Here is a 23362-nt window from a genome sequence, read left to right on the forward strand (position 1 = left end):
AAAAGCAAGCAAACTTTGAAAAGATGTTCATATATGATTTTTTTCCTGAGAAATTATAAGCCCATAGAGTGTAAATATTATTAGACCATAAAAGGCAGCAGCTATATTACTAATAAAATAGAAGTCTGTCGTACTACTCGCTAAGAATGATAAAACACAAAAAGATGCACTCAAGCTTAAAAATTTTATCGTAGAATTGTCTGTATTGAAATATTTTCTAATAAAGTAAATAAGGGGAAGAAAGATAATTATACATATTGAAATAAAGCCTAATATACCATGCGTTGAGAGTTCTTGGAAAAAAATATTATGCATATGAGTAAGGCAGTTACCAGCTAAAAAACCTTGCTGGCTAAGATAACAAAGATTTTCTGCAATATTAAATGTACCTTTACCGTAAATTGGTGATTGATAAAAATCTCCTAGTGCAATGCGCCACATATCAATTCTTGAGCCTATACTGGTGGCTTTGTCTGATTGATGAATCATGGCATTTATATCATAGATTGTGTCATATATTCTTGGTATAAAATTGTTTTTAGTCGTGAATAAGAAAATTAGACTTAAAATAGAAAAAAATAGTGAAATAACGATAAATATTTTTGCTTTATAGCGATAAACCCAAAAGATAGTCATAAATAAAAATGGCAATAGCATCCAAGTGGAGCGTGTGGCATGATTAACATTTAATAAAATACTTAGGAATGAAATTATCAGAATAACATTTGAGTACTTGCTCTTCAAATGAAAGCTATAGATAAAACTTAATATAGCAAATACTATGCACATGTTATCATAGTTGATCAGTGCGCCAAGCTTGCTATTTATCTGGAATCGGTCTAGACCTAAAATAAAGCTTAGGTATATGTTAAATATAATGTAAATAATGTTGAAGAAAGTTATGGTATTAAAGAAAGTGGTGTATTTATAATTTGTAGCTTGAATTAGAGCGGGGATAAATAAAAAAGCACCAATATAAATATAGTTTATGTTATACATAATGAATATTTGTTTGTTGGTTAAGCTGTCTAAAACTTGTTTCGTCGGATAGGGGTGGAAAATAAGTTCAGTGCATATAATTATTATGGCTGAAATAATGATGGTGATTATTGCTTTATTGGGAATAATATCATTAATATTTAACTTTTTAGTATATGTGGTTAAAGCGATGAGCAAAGTGAGTATTAGAAAAATAATTCCACCTTCGATAGAAGATTTGCCAATGATGATTCTAAAAAATAATAAGCAAAAAATAGATTGAATAAAAAAGCAACATATTTGATCGGAGTATTTGTTAATGTAGGTCATAAACATTCGCATAAGTATTTAATATTCAATAGTTTTAATCTATTGATATGGCTGGAATTTTTTGCGATTTTAGCACAGTTTTTGCAGCTCAGAAAATATCAATAGTTAAATATATTTTAAATATTTTTTACATGTTCTGGTATTTATTGAGAGTTAATACTTTGAGTTTAAAGAGCGAGCCATATAATAAAATTATTTTTAGGGTTTAATTTTTAGATATAATTACGCCGTATCTATTTGATTTATAAAGACTAATTATTTGTTCTTGGTTTTATTTTATAATTATGAGTTATTAAAAATATAAGTATTGAGTTGATTTTAGTATTTTATTTTAAAGTTAATTTATTAAATTGATTTGTATAGTTAAAAATCCAAATAATTTCATTGAATTATTTTTATGGTATTCTTGTAATGAAAAGTTGAATTAATTTTCTCTTGGTGTGATAATTTTGAAGTTTTTGTAAGCCGCATCATTGTCGAAAATATTGATAAACACTATGTTTATAATATTCGGATGTTAGCAATACATATTTTAGTTTTATTAAAGTTTAAAGATTAGAATGTATCTCTATCATAAAATCTTAAGTTAATTATCTTATATCTAATTTACAACATAGTTGTTGATGGAACTTGAGTTAAAAGATGATACTGTTTAGATTTTCTTATTGAAAATTAAGGGATAAATTTTATCGTTTTTATGTTGAAAGCCTGTTTTTGTAGCATTTTAACAAAGTGATAGATCTAATATGTTTGCTAAAAAATGGTAATTTTATTATTTGTACTAATTAATCTCTAATTGGATAGGGATGATTAGGATTGTTAAATTGGTACCTTAAAGTGATTCAGAAGAGTGATATTCATCTACAAAAGAATTATTCCTATACCTTGGCTGATAGTTATTGCTCAATTGTATTAACTAAACCAAATTTTTATAATAAAAAAAGATTAAATACCAAGTCTGTATATCAAGAAAAAAATTATTTATCTTCTGCAAATAAAAAATTTACAGTTTGTATTGTTGTTACCTTAAACGATAATGCATCTCATTTAAAGGAGGCGTTATTTTCTATTGTTGAACAAAGCTTAAAACCATCAGAATTACTATTGATTGATAATGGGGGGCTTAGCCCAGATCATTATGAGATTATTCATTCTATCCATAAAAGAATTATATTAAAAATAATAAAAACAGATGTATTACTTACGGTGGGTGAGGCAAGAAATATAGCATTACACCAAGCAAATTATCCAATTATAGCACTAGCTGACCCAGATGATATTAATGAGCTTGATCGTTTTGAAAAATTAATACCATTATTAAATAGTGAAATTCGAATGATTGGTTCTTGGATACGTGAATTTAATGTGAATCCAGGAGATAAACAAATTTTACGTCATGTTCCATGTGATTTTGAAGAAATTATTTCTTATGCAAAATATAGATCCCCCATAAATAATCCAACAATTTGTTATTTTAAGAATGATGCATTACAAGTCGGCGGATATAACCCTAAACTTAAATATGGTGAAGATTATAGCTTAGTGATGAGCTTTATTCGTCATGGGAAAATTGTCTCTAATATATCTGATGTAACAGTAAATTTTAGAGTTGGTAATAGAAGTAGGTTATGCCAAAAAAGGAGTGGCATATCTATATTGGCGAGAGAAATTGAGTTACATCGTATTTTTTTACGTCAAGGTGATATTTCTCTGTGGAACTTTATCATTATCGTGATGGTAAAAGTATTTGCTCGATTATTGCCAAAAAAATTGTTTATTATCCTTTATACCAAGGTATTAAGAAAGTATGAGTAGTTATATTGTTCATAGTATAGAGGCTATACTCTATATCATCATTATTGGGATGACAGCATATTTATTTTGTTTGTCTATTTACAGTATTTTTTTAAGTTTATTTGGTTTTGCTAAGTTTAAAAAAGATTATCCTGATAGTAAGCCTGAAGCTCGCTTTCTTATTCTTATTGCAGCACACAATGAAGAGGTCGTTATTGGGGCTACCTTAGAAAATCTTAAAAAAATACAATATGATAGAGATTTATATAAGATTGTTGTTGTAAATGATAACTCAACAGATCGAACAGGTGAAATCTGTGATCAATATGGAGTTGCGCATGTTGATACAATTGAAGGTGAGTTTCAACGTGAAGGTGTTGGTAAACCTGCCGGTATTCAATATGCATTACGCAAGTTAGGTTTTGAAAAGGTTAAAGCTGATTATGATCTAATTATGATATTAGATGCAGATAATTTTGTAGATGCCAATATTCTGACTGAACTGAATTCTCAATGGTTAGCCAAAGATAAACCAGAGGCGATTCAGACCTATCTAGATTGTAAAAATTCAAATAGCATACTTTCTTTTGGTTACTGTACATCTTATTGGATGATGAACCGCTTTTTCCAGCTATCTAAATATCGTTTAGGTCTACCTAATTCAATTGGTGGTACTGGATTTGTGGTACGGAGTGATTTTTTAATTAACATTGGAGGGTTTTGCTTTAAATCTCTAACCGAAGATATTGAGTTAGAAATTGAAATCGTAAAACAGCAGGGGCGGGTTTTGTGGAATCATAATACCCGTATTTATGATGAGAAGCCTGATAATCTTAAAACCAGTTTAAAACAACGCTATCGTTGGTCTAAGGGACATTGGTATGTTGCTTTTACCAATCTCTTTTCTTTGCTAAAACTTACATTTACAGAATTTAAATGGAAGTATATTGATCAATTATTTTATTTGTTTTCTATGGGGCGTGCGCTTCAGGTTCTTATTATTTTAGTCAATATTTTTATTTTAACGCTATTAAGAGCCTATAACGAATCAAGTGATGGTTTTTCATCAAGCATGCTTAGCAATTTATTCATAGTGAAGTTTGCCATTGGAACTAAATTAGCCGGCTTTATGGGACTAGGTAACTGGATGTCAGTGGTTACCCACATGAACTTATTCGCACTATTTTCAATTCTATATGGCATGTTTATATTGCCAATATATGCGACTTGGATGGATAAAGGGATCATTTTAAATCCATTTAAATTATTTTTTTCAAGTTTGTATTTTGGAATATCTTTTGTATTTGTTCAATTTTTAGCTTTCTTTCGCTGGAAAAAGCAAAATACTTGGGTTGTAACACCACATAATAAAGTTCAGGAAGAGCATAAATGAGTAAGGTCTTATTTGTTTTTGGTACGCGTCCAGAAGCGATAAAAATGGCGCCTCTCGTGATTGAGTTTAAACGTAATCCCAAGATTGATGTTAGGGTCTGTGTAACGGGGCAACATCGAGAAATGCTGGATCAGGTTTTAGATTTTTTTGAAATTGAACCTGATTATGATCTTAATATTATGAAAAAACAGCAAAGTTTAGCCTCAATCACTTGTTCAATCGTTTCGAGTATTGATCATATCTTGACTGATTTTAAACCCGAATATGTTTTTGTGCATGGTGATACCACCACGACTTTTGCGGCATCTCTATCTGCTTTTTATCAAAATATTAAAGTGTGGCATATAGAGGCCGGTTTAAGAACATGGGATAGCACTTCGCCATTCCCTGAAGAGGCTAATCGCCAATTAACATGTAAATTGGCCAATATACACGTAGCACCAACAGTGCAAGCCAAAGCTAATCTTTTAAAAGATAATATTGATGAAGAAAATATTATTATTACAGGAAATACTGTTATTGATGCACTTTTGATCGGGGTGCAGAAATTAGAGCAAAGTGCACATCGTATTCCTGATGTTGCAGCACTGATGGATAAGTTAGATTTAAAAAAGAAAATTATTTTAATAACATTGCATCGGCGCGAGAATCAAGGTGAATTGCTTACGCAAATTTGTGATGATCTTAAAAGATTGGCATTGGCATATGATGATATTGAAATCGTTTTTCCTGTGCATATGAGTCCAAATATCCGAACGGTGGTTCATGCTAAATTATCTGGAATAAATAATATTAAATTGCTAGAACCATTGAATTACCCCTGTTTCATCTGGTTGATGAATCATGCCTATTTTATTTTAAGTGATAGTGGTGGGGTACAAGAAGAAGCGCCAAGCCTAAGAAAGCCTCTCTTAGTTGCAAGAGATACCACAGAAAGACCAGAAGTTATTGAAAATGGGGCAGCCATTTTAGTTAATCCCCATATTCAAGGAAATATATATGCGAACTGTGTAAGGTTGTTATCTGATCATTTGTTATATGATCAGATGAGTAATGCTGGAAACCCATTTGGTGATGGACAAGCGAGTCAAAAAATTTATAAATTTTTTATAGCCAAACATGTGCTATAAGGATGTTATTTAAAATAAAGAGTTCAATTGGACTCTTTATTTTGATTTGAGATATGATAGTACTTAAACTGCAGATCATTCTATTTTGAAACTATTATAAGAGTTTTATTATTAAGGCTGAGATAGGCTTAAAGCTAAGGTGGGCTCTCACTCAAAAACTTGAAGTATGGCATAAACGATCTATTTAAGTGGCTTTATGAAGCATCTGAATGATCATTTAGTATTGTTTGCAAGATCGTATTTAAATTTTCAAAATAGTTTGCGGTATAAAATTTTTCAATTGATGATTTTATGACTGCTGGCTGGTAAAAAAGACTAGGCTGTTTTATAAATAATGCCATGGATGATGCTAACTGTTGGATATCGCCAGTTGCGTATAATTGTCCATTTATTTGCGGGAGGATAATATCTTCTGGACCATATTTGCAATTGGATGAAATAACTGGGATTCCATAAGAAATTGCTTCAGCTAAAACTAGACCAAAACCTTCATATTGCGAGCTAAGTAATAAGCAACTCGCTTGGTTTATCTCGTGCCATGGATTATTTACCCACCCCTTGAAGCTTATTTTATCCATTAGATTTAATTTTTTTACTTCTTTCTCTAATAGAGCGCGTTCTTCACCATCACCGTATAGTTCAACACTAAAATCTAAATGCTCAATTATTTTTACTGCATGAATTATATCTAAACATCTTTTTTGTTTTTCGAGCATTAGTCGACCTATATAGATAAATTTTATAGGCGTTAACGAAAATTTATTCTCAGATTGTGCAGATATTGGATTATATATTAAAAATAATTTTTCATGAGATATATTGAGGTTGGATAAAGAATTTTTTATTCCTGAGCTAATAGCAAAATAATAATCGGGTTGGTAAATATTATTTAAAAAAAGCTTATCATTTTTTAAATAGTAGCTATTTGCCATATGATCCCAATATACGACTTTACAATTAAGTTGTTCTTGGGAAATAATTTTTCTAATTTGTTTTAAAAAAACATAAGATGTGGAGATGATGAGATCTGGTTTTTTTGAGGCAATAGATTTTTTTAATAGTTTATAATATATGCTATTTTTAAATAATTTTTTAAGCCCCAATTGCATGATGATTTTTAAAAATATATTTTTAGAATAAATTTTTTTGAGATATTCACTGACATTTAAAAAGTGAACATCATTGATATCATTTAACCATTGCCTTTCATTGATATCTGAGTCTATACATAACAAACCAATGTCATACTTTTTATAGAAATGCCAATAAAAATCATGGAGAACTTTTTCAGTACCTCCATGGCCGCTGAAATAATCCCCAATGATTAGTATTTTCTTAGGATTCATTTGCTGTATTCAGCTAGCAGAAATAGGGTTTAGTTAGGATTCTCGGGATTACCTTTCAAGACCATATAAATTAAAGAGCAGAAGATAAGTAATGCACCAACCAAACTACTCACACAGAAGTAAAGTATGCGGTATTTGGTAGGTAAATTAAAAAGTTCCGTGGCGAGAATATAGCGCATGAATCCCCATTGAATAACGGAGAAAGCTATGAGAACAAGTGCTCTACGACGGACTTCGGGACGCATCGCCATTTTAAATTACCTTGAATACGAATACCGCTTATTATGCCAGTCTCACCCATTGATCTCAATGTTAAAATTGATAAATATAATTGATTCTCATTTGCGATGCCTAACAATCACCCATTAAAAAGCCCTGTATAAACAAGGCTTTTTAATGGGGTGTTGGGCTAAAAGTTGTTAAGCTTGTTGCTCTTCAGCTTTTGCCTTTTCGCGCAAACGTATACCAAGATCCCGTAACTGAGTACTTTCAACAGGCGCCGGTGCTTGGGTTAGAGGGCATTCGGCTGTTTTGGTTTTCGGGAAGGCGATGACGTCGCGAATAGATGAAGCACCAGTCATCAGCATAACCAAACGGTCTAAACCAAATGCTAGACCACCATGGGGTGGAGCACCAAATTTTAAAGCATTGAGTAAGAAGCTAAATTTCTCTTCAGCTTCTTCTTCACCAATACCGAGTGCTTCAAAAATAGCTTTTTGCATTTCAAGTGTATAAATACGTAGCGAGCCACCACCGATTTCAGTCCCATTGAGGACCATATCATAGGCGACTGAAAGTGCTTCACCTGGGTTATTTTTAACCTCTTCCACACTGGATTTAGGTAGGGTAAATGGATGGTGTACAGAAGTCCATTTGCCGTCATCAGTTTCTTCAAACATTGGAAAGTCAACAACCCACAATGGTGCCCATTGACAGGTTGCTAAGTTGAGATCATGACCGATTTTGACACGTAATGCGCCCATAGCATCATTAACAACTTTTGCTTTGTCAGCACCAAAGAAAACGATATCACCGTCTTCAGCGCCCACACGTTTTAATAGATCAAGGACAATAGGCTCGATGAATTTTACGATGGGTGATTGTAGACCCTCAATACCTTTGGCTAATTCATTGACTTTGATGTATGCCAAGCCTTTTGCACCATAGATAGCAACAAATTTGGTGTATTCGTCGATTTGGCTACGTGGTAGTGCACCTGCACCTGGTACGCGAAGGGCAACGATGCGACCTTTAGGATCTTTGGCTGGACCTGCGAAGACTTTAAATTCAACGTCTTGCATAAGATCGGCAACATCAACTAATTTCAGTGGAATACGAAGGTCGGGTTTGTCCGATGCATAATCACGCATTGCTTCTGAATAGGGCATGCGTTGGAATTTATCGAATTGTACACCAAGTAAATCATTAAATAATTTAACGGTCATACCTTCCATCAAATCCATAATATCATCATCATTTAAGAATGATGTTTCAATATCGATTTGGGTAAATTCTGGTTGACGGTCAGCACGCAAGTCTTCATCACGGAAGCATTTTGCGATTTGATAATAGCGATCAATACCACCGACCATGAGTAATTGTTTGAACAATTGTGGTGATTGTGGCAATGCATAGAAACTACCATTCGATACACGACTTGGTACCAAATAATCACGTGCACCTTCTGGTGTTGCACGGGTTAAAATTGGTGTTTCTACATCTAGAAAACCGTGTTCATCGAGATAGTTACGGATAAGCGTCGTGACTTTTGAACGGAAACGTAGGCGATCCAGCATTTCTGGACGACGAATATCGAGGAAGCGATATTTTAAACGCACATCCTCAGAAACGTTCACGGTTTCGTCGTTCAATGGGAATGGCGGTGTTTCAGAAGTTGCAAGAACTTCAATTTCCTTGCCTAATACTTCAATTTGACCGCTCACCATATTGGCATTTTCGGTGCCAGCATAACGACGACGTACACGACCAGTGATTTTAAGCACGTATTCAGAACGCGCTTTGTCTGCTGTTGCAAATGCTTCAGGGGTGTCTGGGTCAATAACCACTTGAACGAGACCGTCACGATCACGGATATCAAGGAAGATTACACCGCCATGATCGCGGCGACGGTGTACCCAACCGCATAAAGTCACTGTATTATCTATTTGGGCTTCTGTTAAAGAGCCGCAGTAATGAGTTCGCATCATGGCGTGCTAAGTCCAACTTATATTATTTAAAAAATCATTAAAAAAGTAAGCCCACATTGACTTACTTTTGGAAACACTCAATTATGCCTCGTTGAGTGATGAGTCTCAAGAACTAGATCAAAAAACATTAAGATTTAATCACTTCGTTTAGCGCGCTCCTCTATATCGATTGAGTGCGGTCTGGTATTTTTTTCTTTTTAAAAAGATGAGGCAACCAATACTCCAAGTGACTAAAAATGCTCTAAAAAAGTAATTAATACTCACGCCTGTAAGCCAATATAAATGATGTTGCCATTGTGCTTGACTGCAAGACATTAAAAAAGTAGCGGCATAAATACTGCCTGCACATATAGCGCATAGCGTCAGGATGAGGGCATAGCGCAAGGTATTTTCAATAAAATATTGGGGTTGCTGGTGCGCTTGAATATAACGGTAACATAACCAGCACACCATCGGCAGTGCTATGGCTGAACTGGATATTTGTAAAATAAAGTGTAGGGGATAATCCTGACCTAAAATGAAATAGCTTTGTTGTAAAGCATCTTTAAACATAAAGGTTCTAAAATCGGCGTGTGTGACGCCATCCCAAAGAATATGACTGGCTGCACCGAATATAATACTCAGCGTACATGCCCATATAAACACTAGCATGCTAGCTGTCGTGGGCAGTAATATTGGATCATCTAGTTTTAAAAAAATATATAAAACGGGGCGATATAACCGATACCATAATAAGCAAAAGAGCAAGCCTAATATCAAGTTGCTACTGATTAAGCTCGCCCATTGATGACTAAAGTGAACATCAAGATTGGTAAATAAACGGCTTAAATCGGGAATCATACAGCCAATGGCGAGCGCTGCAATCGGTAACTGCCGTCGGCTTGCATAGTGAAAAACAGGGACCAGTACGGTATGAGACAAGGTAAAAGGCATATTAAAAAACCAAGTCGCACGAATGGTATATCGATTGACCTAAGTGTTTGATTTTAAGTTTGAATAAACAGGGTTGCTTCACTTTTTTTGAAGCTCGCCGCAGTATAAAAGAGATTTGCAGGTATTGTGAATAAGGCTTTTTGTATTATTTTAAGCAAGGTTTATTGAGTGCTTGATGGGATATAGTCCAGAACGCTATCGATATTGGATGCTCTATTGAACGCTATTACGCTGCAAGAGCTATTCATCGGCATAGTTTTTTAAACCAAAACCATTCAAACGACACTCAGTTAAACCACGCTCAGTCAAACCAAAATCATGCAAACGACAATCGAGCAAACAAAAAAATTAATCAGAAAAATACAATAAAACCAAGTTAAAACTAAGTTAATCCAAATTAAAACTAAGTTAATCCAAGTTAAAACTAAGTTAAAAAGTTTAGATAAAACTTGGGTTAACCAATCTATCCCAAATGCTTGTCATAATCTCTTCATGCATTCGCGTTAAATTAACTATTGCAAAATGCAAGAAATGTTATAACATAACAAAAAATCAATGGAACTCATGGACTAAACATGAAATTTACCCCAACAATTTTATCCTTTTCAATATTTGCTGCACTGAGTAATAGTATTTGGGCACATGAGGCTGAACCACAGCAATTAGAAACAATACAACTGCATGCCACAACACAAAATACAGCGGGTGCAGTACTAACCCTTGGGGAAAACCAATTAAAACAAAGTGCAACGACTATTGGTGAAGTATTAGCAAACCAACCTGGTATTCAAAGTAGTGGTTTTGGTGCGGGCGCAAGTCGCCCTGTGGTTCGTGGTCAAGATGCAGTACGTGCCAAAGTACTCAGCAATGCCGGGGATAGCATGGATGTGTCAAGTTTATCGCCAGATCATGTGATTACCGTTGATCCACAGCTCGCTGAAAAAGTTGAATTGATTCGCGGTCCAGCCAGCTTGCTCTATAGCGCTGGTTCGACCGGTGGGGTGATGAATGTTATAGACCAACGTATTCCAAGTAAAATGCCTGAACGCGGTTATGAAGGGCAAATTGGCGTGCGTTATAACACCGGTAATGATGAACGGTTGGCACACGCTGGTGTGACAGTTGGTCTCGGTGAGCATGTTGCCCTAAGAGTTGAAGGGGTGACGCGTGAGGCCAATAACTATATTGCACCAAATTATGTGGTGACAGAAGATCATGGGGATCATGTACATTACAATAAAAATCGTCGTGTAACGGATAGTTTCTCTGAATCTGATAACTTTAATGTGGGCTTATCCTGGATCGGTGACCGTGGTTTTGCTGGGGTGGCCTATGCTAAACGCAAAGACAAATACGGTTTGCCTGGTCATAGCCACGAATATGAAAGCTGTCATACCCATGGTTTAACGCTCTATTGTGCCCCTCATGATGATGACCACGATCATGGACACAGCCACGATCATGGACACAGCCATGACCACGATCATGGACACAGCCATGATGATGATCACGAGCATGGTGGTCCATGGATTGATATGGTTTCAGAACGCTATGATTTCCGTTCTGAACTCAACGATCCTTTTGCTGGATTTAAAAAACTAAAATTCCAAGCCGGCTATACCGATTATTATCATAATGAATTAGAAGGTGATGCACTTTCGACGCGGTTTGAAAGCAAAGCATATGATGGTCGTGTGGAATTACAGCATCATAGCATCGCGGGTTGGGATGGTAGTTTGGGGGCGCAGTATAGCCAACAAAAACTCGATTTGAGTGGTGAAGAAGCGATTATGGCACCAGCAAAAACTCAAAAATATAGTGTATTTGCTTTAGAACAAAAGCAGATCGATCAAGTGAAGTTGGAATTGAGCGGGCGTTTTGACCATCAGAAGATTGATATCGACAACAGCCAGCAAAAAAATTATGACGGGAATGCCTACTCGCTTGCAGCCGCAACGCATTGGGAATTCATGCCGAATTATAATCTGAGCTTAACGGCTTCACATCAGCAACGTTTACCCTTGGCACAAGAACTGTATTCCGACGGTAAACATTTTGCGACCAATACCTATGAAAAAGGCACAGAGGATTTAAAGAAAGAGAAATCCAATCAAATTGAATTAGGCTTTAACTATGATAATGACCGTTTGCATTATGATGTAAATGTTTATCACCAATGGTTTGATGATTATATTTATGCCGAAACTTTGGACCGTTATAAAGATTTTCGCCTGATCAAATATACCCAAGACAATGCCAAATTTTATGGTTTAGAAGGGCAGGTCAATTATCAAATCACACCAATGTATAATATTGGGTTATTTGGTGATTATGTTCGCGGCAAAATAGATGCTGAAAATGCACCTCGCGTGCCTGCTGGTCGACTCGGCACCAAGATTAAGGCTAACTTTGATGATCATTGGAGTGGAAGTGCTGAGTTCTACCGAGTCTTTAAGCAAGATAAAATTAGCGCTTATGAGCACGAAACTGCTGGCTATAATATGCTTAATTTAGGCGTGGCTTATACTGGTCAGTATAAAGCGCTTGATCAGTACCGTGTATTCTTGAATGCCAATAACCTATTAGATAGCGATGTCTATCAACATGCTTCTTTCTTGTCTCAAATTCCGCAGATGGGGCGTAATTTCATGATGGGGGTAGATTTTAAATTCTAGTGATCACGTGTTTTGTCACCAATTGTCCCTTGAAAAATAGATAGATAACACCTAGTCTGAGTAGATTGGACTAGGTTTTATTTTATGCGTATTTTTCGAAAGGTTCATCAAAAGCTCAATTGGTCAAAAAAACGTTATGTTGGGCTTATTGTGACTTTATTTGGCGTGGCTTATGTGGCTTCAGCCATTTATCAAACCGTTAAACCTTTAGCTGAAGGGTTAAACTATGCGAGCCCTTTGCAGCGTGCTGAGTTAACTTTTTTGGCCGATCAGACCTATCTCGATCGTCATGGTCAGCAACAATCTAACCAACAAATTTTCGATCAAATTTTAACATTAGTGAAGCAAGCGAAAACAACCATTGTATTGGATATGTTTTTATTCAATCAGCAAGTGGGTGGCTCTACCCTTCAACATCGAGCTTTGTCACAGCAATTGACCGATGCCTTGATGCAAAAACGTATCCAACAACCTAATGTACAAATCGTTTTTATTACTGACCCTATTAATACCGTATATGGCGGAGTCGCTTCTGAGCAATTCCGGCAACTGCGGCAGGCGGGTGTGGATGTGATTGAGACGGATTTAAGACCTTTACGTGCATCGAACCCAATGTGGTCTGGCTTATGGTACTTATGTTGTAAGGATTTAGGTAATAATCAACAAGCTGGCTGGCTAAAAAACCCCTTTGGCACTGAAAAAATAACCATTAGAAGTTATCTCAATTTACTTAATTTTAAAGCCAATCATCGTAAAGTCATTGCTGTCGATACTGACGAAGGCTGGCAAGCCGTGGTGACTTCAATGAATCCACATGATGGTAGTTCGAGACATAGTAATGTGGGTGTGTTGATCAAAGGCAAAGTTGCAGTGGATGTGTTGAACACAGAACAAGCTGTAGCGGCATTATCTGCTGGGTCAAGTCCATTGCTGGTCACGGGTGCCGACAGTTTCGCTGACCATCTTCCCAAGGCGCAGGTATTGACAGAGGGTGCAATCTATCAGGCTGTACTCCATTTACTCGATAGTGCCAAAGCCGGTGAGCGCATAGATTTAATGATGTTCTATTTGTCGGAACGAAAAATTATTGAAAAACTTATGGCCGCTCAAGCACGCGGGGTAAAAGTACGTATTATTTTAGATCCGAACAAAGATGCCTTTGGACGACAAAAAAATGGTATACCGAATCGTCAGGTTGCTGCAGAGCTCGACAATGCAGGAATTGATATTCGGTGGTGTGATACCCATGGTGAACAGTGTCATAGCAAAATGATTATGAAATACAATAATAAAGAAACAGAGTTAATTTTAGGCTCCGCCAATTTTACCGCGCGTAATTTAAAAAATTATAATTTGGAAACCAATATTCGTGCGCTTGGTGCCAGTGAAAATCAGGTTTTTCGGGATGCCCGCGAATACTTTAAACGGGCTTGGTTTAACCAAGATGGTGAGCAATATACCGTAGATTATACGGTCTATCAGGATGATTCGAGCTTTAAATATGCTCTCTATCGTCTGATGGAATGGTCTGGGATTTCAACATTTTAGTCCATTGTGGCATCGGCAGTCATAGCGGCTCATACCTGAGTATAGCTGGAAAGTCATAACACCATACAACATTAAGGCATCTCGAAGAGATACCCTAATGTTGTTTACTTATTACTTTAATGACTTATTTTACGACACGGACCTTTAGCGATTGGGGCTATGATTTGATCAAGTTCTTTGTCGCTTAATTGATCGAGCTCACTCAGATCTGTTTTGATATGCCATTTCTCCTGATCATCCACAGGATTGGGTAAGCGCGCACTCAGCCAGTCACAAATAATATCTGGGCTAAAATCGGCATGATCACATTGAATGACCCAGGCCAAGAATTCTTTGGCGGGACCATTCATATAAGGGGGAGGCGATACTGGAAAGAATAATGTCGGTAAACGCTCATTGGTCGATAGATAATTGAGCACATGACCGAGTTCTTGAACGGTTTGCCAAGCAAGTGGGTGATCAATATCAATTTGAAATTTAAACCACCATGCATGTTTGCCATTGCTACCATAGGCTTCAATGCCTTGTTGTTGTACGCTGGGTATTTTTGCAAAGAACTGTTGCAAGCGTTCAAAACTTAAATCAGACATGCGCTGTACTCAAATATTCAATCATGAGGTGAAATATAACAGATTCACATCGTTGGCACATGGCTTTGCAGTGGCAAAGTGTTTATATCGTTACCCTGTATGATGCAGGCGCTCGACGCTTAGTACGGTGACAATGGTGTTTAAGCCAGCTCATCATCTTGTGGTTGCGGTTTTTGCCCGCGTTTTAAGCTACGCTCACTATGCTTGTCGCGAATTACAGAAGGATAGTGCCAAGAGGCATAACGCACCACCAAAATGGATAAAGCCAAAATCAGAATAGAACCGGTAATAATGAGCTGATCTATACTGGCTTGATGATCGTGCTGAATAACTGAAATTAATAATCGGGTTAAAGCCGTAATGGCAACATAAATCAGAAAGCGTACTGGCATATGATTGGTTTTAAAATAAATCCCAACCATTGCACCGAGCTCTAAATAAATAAACAGCAAGAGAATGTCATCGATGCTGGCATATTGTTTTACTGTTAAAATTTCAACCACCGTATGTAGCGCAGACCACGCAATCATACAGCCAATAATAAATAGCGCGAGGTAATGAAAAGCCTCAACAGCGATATTGCCTAAGCGATCTAAAAATTGTTCTAATTTTTCTGAACTACGATTTGATTCGGTCATGATGTGCGCTCAGCAGAGGTATGCCACTGATTATAACCAATCATCATGAAAGATTAAAAAAACCGCACGTAGATTTGCGTGCGGTTTTGCATTGATTTTTGCAAAGTTGATTGTGATTAATCAGTACATGTCAAATAGGCTTAAGACTGTGCAGTGAAGTATTGTTCACTAAAGCCAGAGATAATCTCTGAACCTGCTTTGATTTTGCTAATCCGTGCATTGATATCGGGTAATACACGTTGGATGAAATAATGGGTGAGGGCTAATTTATTTTGATAGAACTCACCGGGTTTGGCAAATGCCGCTTTGGCAATACGCGCATACATATAGGTAAAGCTGAGTAGTCCTACAGCATGTAAATAATCAACCGCAGCCGAGTTGGCGAACTCTGGATTTTCTTGTGCACGTTCTAAAATGAACTGGGTAATCATTTCTACTTCAGTTGCCACGTCTAAGGTGACATCTTTGATGAAGTTTAATTCTGGATCTAAACCATTGGCAAAGTCGCGAATATCTTCGAGGTATTCGGCTAAATAACGGCCTTCACATTTAATGGTTTTACGTCCGATTAAATCTTGTGCTTGAACACCATTGGTTCCTTCATAGATTTGTGCAATACGTAGATCACGTACACATTGTTCCATGCCCCATTCACGAATATAACCATGACCACCAAAACACATTTGAGCATCTAAACAAGCTTGGAATGCTGTGTCGGTGAGGAATGCTTTGGCAATCGGTGTTAATAATGCAACCCGGTTATTGGCTTTGGCAACGGCTTCTGGATCAGTTGAGAATTTAGTGATGTCCAGTTGTTGACCAACGTATACGGCAAAAGCACGAGATGCTTCGTTATTAGCACGCGCATTGAGCAGCATCCGACGCACATCACCATGTACCAAGATGCTATCAGCTGGTTTTTCTGGTGATTGTGCACCGGTAACAGCACGACCTTGTAAACGGTCGGTGGCGTATTGTGCAGCATTCTGGTAGGCAAACTCAGATGCACCTAAGCCTTGAATCCCCATCGATAAACGTTCGTAGTTCATCATGACAAACATGGCAGCTAAGCCTTCATTTTCTTTGCCAACCAAGAAACCTTTGGCACCATCGAAGTTCATGACACAGGTCGCTGAGGCTTTAATCCCCATTTTGTGCTCGATGGAGCCCGCGCTGACGGCATTGCGTTCACCCAAGCTACCGTCGGCATTAACCAGATATTTCGGCACAATAAACAGTGAAATACCACGAGAACCCGCAGGCGCATTTGGCGTTTTGGCGAGCACTAGGTGAATGATGTTGTCCGCAAGATCATGATCACCACCAGTAATAAAGATTTTGGTGCCAGTGATGTTAAAGGAACCATCAGCATTGGGCTCGGCTTTGGTTTTGATAATCCCAAGGTCTGTGCCGGCATGTGGTTCTGTCAAGCACATGGTACCTGACCATTCGCCGCTATAAATTTTAGGTAAATAAGTTTCTTTTTGTTCTTGTGAAGCATAGCTGCTGAGCGCCATACCTGCGCCTACAGACAATAATGGATACAGCATGAAAGATGGGTTGGTTGCAAAAAGCATTTCATCTGCTAGAACGGTGAGCATTTTTGGCATGCCTTGGCCGCCCCATTCCTCATCTGCGCCTAAGCCAATCCAACCACCTGATGCATATTGTTTAAATGCTTCTTTAAAACCTGCTGGGGTAGTGACTTTGCCATCTTGAAAATGGGCACCTTCTTCATCACCACTACGGTTGATTTCTAAAGTTACATTTTGCGCAAATTTAGCCATTTCTTCTAAAATCGCTTCAGCTGTTGCAGCATCTAAATGTGCGAGTTTTTCGTTGGCACTCCAAAATTGCTCAGCTTGAAAAACATCATTTAAAATGAAACGCATATCTGCAAGAGGTGCATGATAAATTGGCATATTGTCCACCTATTATTGTTGAAGTTTGTCGAATTGAGAAACGAAAATCCATTGTACGGTTCGACATCTAAAATTGCATGAGGCAAATTTATTTCGCAAGGATGCTAAGGGAGATATCGAGCAATTTCATAAAGAAAAAGGACTGCCAATCGCGTGACTGTCCTTTTTCTAATTTACATACAGGCTTTAGCCCACATTAGAATGCAAAGTGTTCTGCATCTAATTCCATCAATGGCTCTAAGCCACCGGCAATCACATCTACATGAGAACGTACACGTGGCAAGATTTTCTTGAAGTAGAAGTTTGCAGTGCTAATTTTGGCTTTATAGAACTCAGTTTCAGCAGTACCTTCAGCCAATTTTTGCTGTGCAACCAATGCCATGCGTGCCCAGAGATAAGCAAGTGTCACATAACCAGCAAAGTAGAGGTAGTCAACTGCCGCAGCACCCACTTCATCTGGGTTTTGCATTGCACGCATACCAATTTGCATGGTGAGATCGCCCCATTCTTTATTGAGCGCAGCAAGTGGCTCGATAAAGGCTTTCATGTCGGCATTGTCTTTGTTGGCTTCAACAAATTTATGAATAATTTTGGTGAAGTCACGTAGCATCGCACCTTGAGTTTGCAATACTTTACGACCAAGCAAATCAAGCGCTTGAATCTCTGTTGTCCCTTCGTACAAGCAAGAGATACGGGTATCACGAACAATTTGTTCCATACCATGCTCAGAGATAAAGCCATGTCCACCAAATACTTGAACACCATGTTTGGCAGCTTCAGAACCGGTTTCAGTTAAGAATGCTTTGGCAATCGGGGTCAGTAATGACAGGATGTTGTCGGCAAACTTACGTTCTTCTTCAGTACTGCCATATTCAACGATATCGGCATATTGAGAAAGTAGGTAAACCAGTGCGCGACCACCTTCTGCAAATGCTTTTTGGGTTAATAGCATGTTGCGTACAGCGGGATGTACGATAATTGGGTCAGCTGCTTTTTCTGGGAATTTAGGACCAGACAATGAACGCATTGCCAAGCGATCTTTAGCATAGGCCAAAGCACCTTGGAATGAACTCTCAGAAGCTGATAAACCTTGTACTGCAGTACCAATACGTGCGGTATTCATAAAGGTAAACATGCAGTGTAGACCACGGTTTTCAGGTCCAATCAAATAACCTTTGGCATTGTCAAAGTTGATCACGCAGGTTGCGTTACCATGAATCCCCATTTTGTGTTCAATCGAACCACAACGTACGCCATTACGGTCAAGTAAAGTGCCATCAGCAGCGACATTGAATTTTGGTACGATAAACAGCGAGATACCTTTGGTGCCTTTGGGTGCGCCAGGTAAACGTGCAAGAACAATATGGATGATGTTCTCTGCCATATCGTGTTCACCAGCGGAAATAAAGATTTTTTCGCCTGTGATCGAATAACTGCCATCATCATTTGGTTCTGCTTTGGTACGAATAATCCCCAGATCTGAACCTGCATGCGATTCAGTCAAGCACATGGTACCAGTCCATTCACCCGTAACGAGTTTTGGCAAGTAAATGGCTTTTTGTTCATCAGAACCATGATGCTCGATGGTACGAACAGCACCATGAGATAAACCAGGGTACATGCCCCATGCCCAGTTGGCAGCACCGACCATTTCAGAGATCGTGGTTGCTAATGAACTTGGTAAGCCTTGACCACCATGTTGTTCTGGCACAGCAAGTGATGGGAAACCAAGCTCGATGTATTTTTGATAGGCTTCTTTAAAGCCTGTTGGTGTGGTGACTTCACCATCATTCCATTGACAGCCTTCGCGGTCGCCCACTTGATTCAGTGGAGATAATTCATTTTCACAAAAATCTGCTGCCGCGTCTAAGTATTGATCAACTAGCTCACGACTTACGTTGTCTTTGAATGCGGGTAAATTAGCATAGTGTTGTTCAGCATTTAATAATTCATGCAATACGAATTGCATGTCACGTAAGGGGGCTTTGTATTGTGGCATAGATGATTCCTCAATACTGGATAAACCAGATTCAAATTATAAAAATGTTAATGTCGTGCCAGTGACACAGAATAGTTCTGCTACATCCTGCTACATCTGTTGCCGCGGTACAAGCGTGCTTTCGCATTTTCTATGTGACTGTAAAGTCAAAAAAACATATAAGAATATTCTAAAAAATTTTAAATTAGATTATTGCACAACTGTGTTGCAAAACAAATACACCTGTATCGAATAGGCTTGTTTTAAGCGAATATTCAACTGCTTTGAACAATAAAGCGTAGCCATGGCTACGCTTTATTGTTGATCCTACAGACATTTTGTCTTAGCAATCGCGCTGAGTGGTTTCTAAAGATATAATATTGATTTTAGAAAGAATATTGTGTTAAATTCAGTCGGGTTATTCGCAGGGAAAAAGGTGTTGTTAGCACTTTGGCGATGTTCTTAGCGCTTTTAAAAAATCATCGCTGGAGCATAATTTAAGCATTGGGTGCGGTACGTTTAAAGCGTAATTGGCAACGACCATTGATGCTTTGTTCATTGAATTGGACCGTGGTTTTCTGATCGGCAGATTTGCCAATACAAGCTTGCTGAAAAGCTTGGCGGTCTAGATCGCTCCAAGCCCCACGACGGTTGCTACCAGCATGCTGCTGAGGCCTGACACTTTGATGATTTACTCGGCTTTGCATGCTGTTGCGGTCGGGTTGAAAGACGAGATGACATTGTCCTGATAGGGTTTTATCATCGATTTTTACATTGACCGTTGCCCCATTGTTTTTATTCAAACATGCTTGTTGCATTTGTTCGCGCCATGCTTGAGCACCTGGCTGGCGTTGATGATGACGTGCTGACATGCCAGCACGATCATTCGGTTTCATGCCTTGATGATGTGGTCCACCATGATACCCACGCTTATGCGTTTGTGGATTGCTGCTATTGGTTTGACAGGCGGCTAATCCCAATGCGCTGCAAGCGAGTAGTAGCATGCTGGTATTTTTAAGGGTTATTTTTTTTAAAATCGTTGCGGAAAACTGCTTCATTCTATTGAGCCTTTTAAAATAAAAAAATGATGACACAAGACATTGCCTTGAACAGTCATTTAGGCAATGAGATTATTTTTAAAATTAATTAATAAACATGTAGAAACAATGGAGGGTAATTTGGCGCAATGTCGTTTAGAATGCCGAAATAGAATAAAAATGTGAGATGAGTTTTGAGTACACGACGCATTCCGATTGCATTACGTTTGTTTTCTACAGTGTTATTGACCACCTTGCTGATTATCACCTTGGGATTAGGGGTATTGCATTGGACGATGCAGCGTAATTTTAGTCAGTATGTTGCTGATGTCGAAATGCAAAAACTTGATCCATTAATTGATAATCTCGCTGGTGTTTATGGTGTTTACCAAGATTGGGGCAATGCCATTCAAGCGCAAATTTTGCAAATAGAAGGTGATGCTGCACCAGATGATTATGATAAATTGTCGCATTGGTGGTTACGACGCCAATATGATATTTCCCTACAGCAGCGTTATTTTAGCGAACACGCCATGATGCAAGGTGTGGCGCCCAGTGACGATGACAAAGACAATGTTTGGTTAGATCAGCAGGACTTAAAAGTTTTACAAGATAATCTGCCTTCAGAATATCGACCTTTTGAAGGCATACGTTTTCCATTAAGTGCCAACCAGAGTTTTTATTTAACCAAAAATAAAGACAATGATAAACGTCATAAAGCTGATGAAAAAGAGCATAAAGTAGATGAGCAGTTGCTGACGAGTGGTGTTACTGCACAACCGACCAAGCGTATTATCGCCATGCCTGATCGCTTAGGATTAAGCTCACGTTTATCATTATATGATGCGCAGAAAAATTTTATCGTGGGTGAACCGAGTAATCAGCAATTGTCTTTTCGCCCGATTATGGTCAATCAAGAAATAGTGGGTTATTTAGGTTTGAGACCCGTATTAGATCAAGAAGATGCATTGAGTATTAACTTCTTTAGTAATCAAAAACGTTATTTACTCTTTGTTTACTTGACGACTTTCTTGGCGAGTTTAATCGCAGCGTTATTATTGGCAACTTATATTAAACAACCGATTCAACGCTTATTACAAGCAACCCGTGAATTGACCAATGGTAATTATCGTCATCAAGTAAAGATTAACCGCAATGATGAATTGGGCGATTTATCCAATGAGTTAAACCAATTGGCTGAAATCTTAGATCAACATGAGCGTTCACGGCAGCAGTGGGTCGGCGATACCTCACATGAATTAAAAACGCCATTGGCGGTTCTGCAAGCACAAATTGAAGCCATGCAAGATGGTATCCGTAAAGCGACCCCAGAGCATTTGGCTGCGATGATGAGTCAAGTCAATAGTTTGAAAAAACTCACCCAAGACCTTGCCGATTTAGCACAGGCAGATGCATTGCAACTACAGTGCTATCTGGCCGCTGTTGATCCTTGGCATGTGGTTTTACAAGAGGTTGAATATTTTAAACCTAAAATTGAGCAAGCGGGTCTACAGATCATGATCAGTGGGCAAGGCGCTGAACTGAGTTTAGACGTTGATCGTTTCAAACAAATCGTGGTCAACCTACTCAGCAATAGTGTGCGCTATACCGAACAAGGCGGTCAGATTTCAATCCATACTCAGCAGGATGATGATAGTTGGTCTTTGTTGGTCGATGATAGTCCGCTGGGTCTTAGTGATGAACAATTACAGCGTTTAGGTGAACGTTTCTATCGGGTAGATGACTCGCGCACGCGTAGTACCGGCGGAACGGGTTTAGGCTTGGCGCTCTCTGCCAAAATTGCACAAGCCATGGGAGGGAACTTGAGTTTTGATCATTCCCCATTGGGTGGATTGCGCTGTAAGCTCAGCTTTAAAAAGTTAACTAAGCTTTAAAAATTTAACTTAGCTTTAAAAAGCTAGCTGAGTTTTAGAAAGGTAGCTTAGTTTTAGAAAGCTAACTGAGTTTTAACAGGTTTAAATAGTATTGGCTGTGTTCGACAACGCGATGCTCGATATAAAATTGTTATTAATAACTTTATGAATCAAAAGGAAATAATCTTATGCGATATATCATGCTGGTTGAAGATGAAACCGAGCTTGCCAATTTGGTCCGTGATTATCTTGAAGCTGCAGGCTATGAAGTGGGTGTATTTTATGATGGTTTAGAGGCTTACCAAAGCTATCAACAACGTAAGCCTAGCTTAATGATTTTAGACCTGATGGTGCCGCGTATGGATGGTTTGACCATATGTCGTAAAGTCCGCGAGCAAACTGATTTACCGATTATTATGGTCACTGCACGCACTGAAGAAATTGACCGTGTCTTAGGGCTCAATATGGGCGCTGATGATTATGTTTGTAAACCCTTTAGCCCCAAAGAATTGGTGGCTCGGGTACAGGCTGTATTACGTCGTTTAGAGCGTAAGAGTCAACCCGAAGAAAATACTTTATTCCGTATCGACAAAGCTCAGCAACGGATCTGGTATCAACAAAAAGTATTGAATTTGACCCCTACAGAGTTTCGTTTGCTTGAGTTGTTTATTGAGCATGTTGGGCAAGTTTATTCGCGTGCTCAGTTACTCGATCACATCAACCCTGATAGTTTTGATGTTGCTGACCGTGTTATTGATAGCCATATCAAAAACTTACGCCGTAAAATTGCAGATGTTGCCGATACCGGTAACCGCCATGAATGGGTACAAGCCGTGTATGGTGTGGGCTATCGTTTTGAATATCCCAATGAATAAGATTTAAGTCTGTTGAATTGCCATCGTCATGCGATGATGGCAAAAGCAGCCTCTGTTCAGCTTTGCGCTGGAGAATAATTTCCGTGGCTTGAAAAATTGTGGCTCGCAAAAATT

Annotated in this window: 18 protein-coding genes; 8 read left to right on the forward strand and 10 right to left on the reverse strand. The window is 38.1% G+C overall.

Features of this window, described 5'->3' with window-relative positions; translation table 11 throughout:
• Nucleotides 1-27 precede the first annotated feature (27 nt).
• The gene (locus BFG52_RS17425) at nucleotides 28-999 is read right to left on the reverse strand and encodes an O-antigen ligase family protein (RefSeq protein WP_323807464.1); all 972 of its coding nucleotides are present in this window, start codon (nucleotides 997-999) and stop codon (nucleotides 28-30) included.
• 85 nt (nucleotides 1000-1084) lie between these two features.
• Between BFG52_RS17425 and BFG52_RS17250 the strand changes: the two genes are divergently transcribed.
• From BFG52_RS17250 to wecB, 4 genes are all read left to right on the forward strand, one after another.
• Nucleotides 1085-1261 carry a hypothetical protein gene (locus tag BFG52_RS17250; protein ID WP_228703849.1) on the forward strand — a complete coding sequence of 59 codons (177 nt, stop codon included), beginning with the start codon at nucleotides 1085-1087 and terminating at the stop codon, nucleotides 1259-1261.
• Between the two features lie 884 nt (nucleotides 1262-2145).
• Nucleotides 2146-3123, forward strand: a complete 978-nt coding sequence (locus tag BFG52_RS03280; RefSeq protein WP_067552575.1) for a glycosyltransferase — start codon at nucleotides 2146-2148, stop codon at nucleotides 3121-3123.
• A complete protein-coding gene (locus tag BFG52_RS03285; protein WP_067552578.1) occupies nucleotides 3116-4495 on the forward strand; it encodes a glycosyltransferase family 2 protein in 1380 nt (459 codons plus the stop codon). Before BFG52_RS03280 ends, BFG52_RS03285 begins: the two co-directional genes overlap by 8 nt.
• On the forward strand, nucleotides 4492-5625 hold the full coding sequence (gene wecB / locus BFG52_RS03290; RefSeq protein ID WP_067552581.1) for a non-hydrolyzing UDP-N-acetylglucosamine 2-epimerase: 1134 nt from the start codon (nucleotides 4492-4494) through the stop codon (nucleotides 5623-5625). The genes BFG52_RS03285 and wecB overlap by 4 nt, the downstream gene beginning before the upstream one ends.
• 194 nt (nucleotides 5626-5819) lie before the next feature.
• Here wecB and BFG52_RS03295 read toward each other — a convergent pair whose 3' ends face one another.
• From BFG52_RS03295 to BFG52_RS03305, 4 genes are all read right to left on the reverse strand, one after another.
• Entirely contained in the window at nucleotides 5820-6971 is a 1152-nt protein-coding gene (locus tag BFG52_RS03295) for a glycosyltransferase (RefSeq protein ID WP_067552584.1), read from the reverse strand.
• Nucleotides 6972-7000: 29 nt separating this feature from the next.
• Nucleotides 7001-7222, reverse strand: coding sequence for a hypothetical protein (locus BFG52_RS16565; protein ID WP_071890079.1), 222 nt, complete (start codon nucleotides 7220-7222; stop codon nucleotides 7001-7003).
• 168 nt (nucleotides 7223-7390) lie between these two features.
• On the reverse strand, nucleotides 7391-9178 hold the full coding sequence (gene aspS, locus BFG52_RS03300) for an aspartate--tRNA ligase (RefSeq protein WP_067552587.1): 1788 nt from the start codon (nucleotides 9176-9178) through the stop codon (nucleotides 7391-7393).
• Between the two features lie 147 nt (nucleotides 9179-9325).
• Nucleotides 9326-10111, reverse strand: a complete 786-nt coding sequence (locus BFG52_RS03305; RefSeq protein WP_067552590.1) for a DUF4184 family protein — start codon at nucleotides 10109-10111, stop codon at nucleotides 9326-9328.
• 575 nt (nucleotides 10112-10686) lie between these two features.
• On the opposite strand from BFG52_RS03305, the gene znuD reads away from it, so the two are divergent.
• A complete protein-coding gene (znuD, locus tag BFG52_RS03310) occupies nucleotides 10687-12786 on the forward strand; it encodes a zinc piracy TonB-dependent receptor ZnuD (RefSeq protein ID WP_067552593.1) in 2100 nt (699 codons plus the stop codon).
• A gap of 84 nt (nucleotides 12787-12870) precedes the next feature.
• The gene (locus tag BFG52_RS03315; RefSeq protein ID WP_067552596.1) at nucleotides 12871-14334 is read left to right on the forward strand and encodes a phospholipase D family protein; all 1464 of its coding nucleotides are present in this window, start codon (nucleotides 12871-12873) and stop codon (nucleotides 14332-14334) included.
• A 116-nt stretch (nucleotides 14335-14450) separates the two neighbouring features.
• Here BFG52_RS03315 and BFG52_RS03320 read toward each other — a convergent pair whose 3' ends face one another.
• The 5 genes from BFG52_RS03320 to BFG52_RS03340 all read right to left on the reverse strand — a co-directional run bounded on the left by BFG52_RS03320 (nucleotide 14451) and on the right by BFG52_RS03340 (nucleotide 20520).
• Nucleotides 14451-14924: a hypothetical protein gene (locus BFG52_RS03320; protein ID WP_067552599.1), complete on the reverse strand. Its 474-nt coding sequence runs from the start codon at nucleotides 14922-14924 to the stop codon at nucleotides 14451-14453.
• 140 nt (nucleotides 14925-15064) lie between these two features.
• Nucleotides 15065-15562 (reverse strand): phosphate-starvation-inducible protein PsiE, encoded by a 498-nt coding sequence (locus BFG52_RS03325; RefSeq protein ID WP_067552602.1) that lies wholly within the window; start codon nucleotides 15560-15562, stop codon nucleotides 15065-15067.
• A gap of 140 nt (nucleotides 15563-15702) precedes the next feature.
• Complete coding sequence (locus tag BFG52_RS03330) at nucleotides 15703-17484, reverse strand: acyl-CoA dehydrogenase C-terminal domain-containing protein (protein WP_067552605.1); 1782 nt, start codon at nucleotides 17482-17484, stop codon at nucleotides 15703-15705.
• Between the two features lie 196 nt (nucleotides 17485-17680).
• Nucleotides 17681-19483: an acyl-CoA dehydrogenase C-terminal domain-containing protein gene (locus BFG52_RS03335; protein WP_067552608.1), complete on the reverse strand. Its 1803-nt coding sequence runs from the start codon at nucleotides 19481-19483 to the stop codon at nucleotides 17681-17683.
• Between the two features lie 476 nt (nucleotides 19484-19959).
• A complete protein-coding gene (locus BFG52_RS03340; protein ID WP_067552611.1) occupies nucleotides 19960-20520 on the reverse strand; it encodes a hypothetical protein in 561 nt (186 codons plus the stop codon).
• A gap of 173 nt (nucleotides 20521-20693) precedes the next feature.
• Here BFG52_RS03340 and baeS point away from each other — a divergent pair, with 173 nt between their 5' ends.
• Together baeS and BFG52_RS03350 are read left to right on the forward strand one after the other, a co-directional pair.
• Nucleotides 20694-22394: a sensor histidine kinase efflux regulator BaeS gene (gene baeS / locus BFG52_RS03345; protein WP_067552614.1), complete on the forward strand. Its 1701-nt coding sequence runs from the start codon at nucleotides 20694-20696 to the stop codon at nucleotides 22392-22394.
• A gap of 167 nt (nucleotides 22395-22561) precedes the next feature.
• Nucleotides 22562-23248: a response regulator gene (locus BFG52_RS03350; protein WP_067552617.1), complete on the forward strand. Its 687-nt coding sequence runs from the start codon at nucleotides 22562-22564 to the stop codon at nucleotides 23246-23248.
• Nucleotides 23249-23362: the final 114 nt, after the last annotated feature.

The organism is Acinetobacter larvae (genome assembly GCF_001704115.1).
Lineage (GTDB): Bacteria > Pseudomonadota > Gammaproteobacteria > Pseudomonadales > Moraxellaceae > Acinetobacter > Acinetobacter larvae.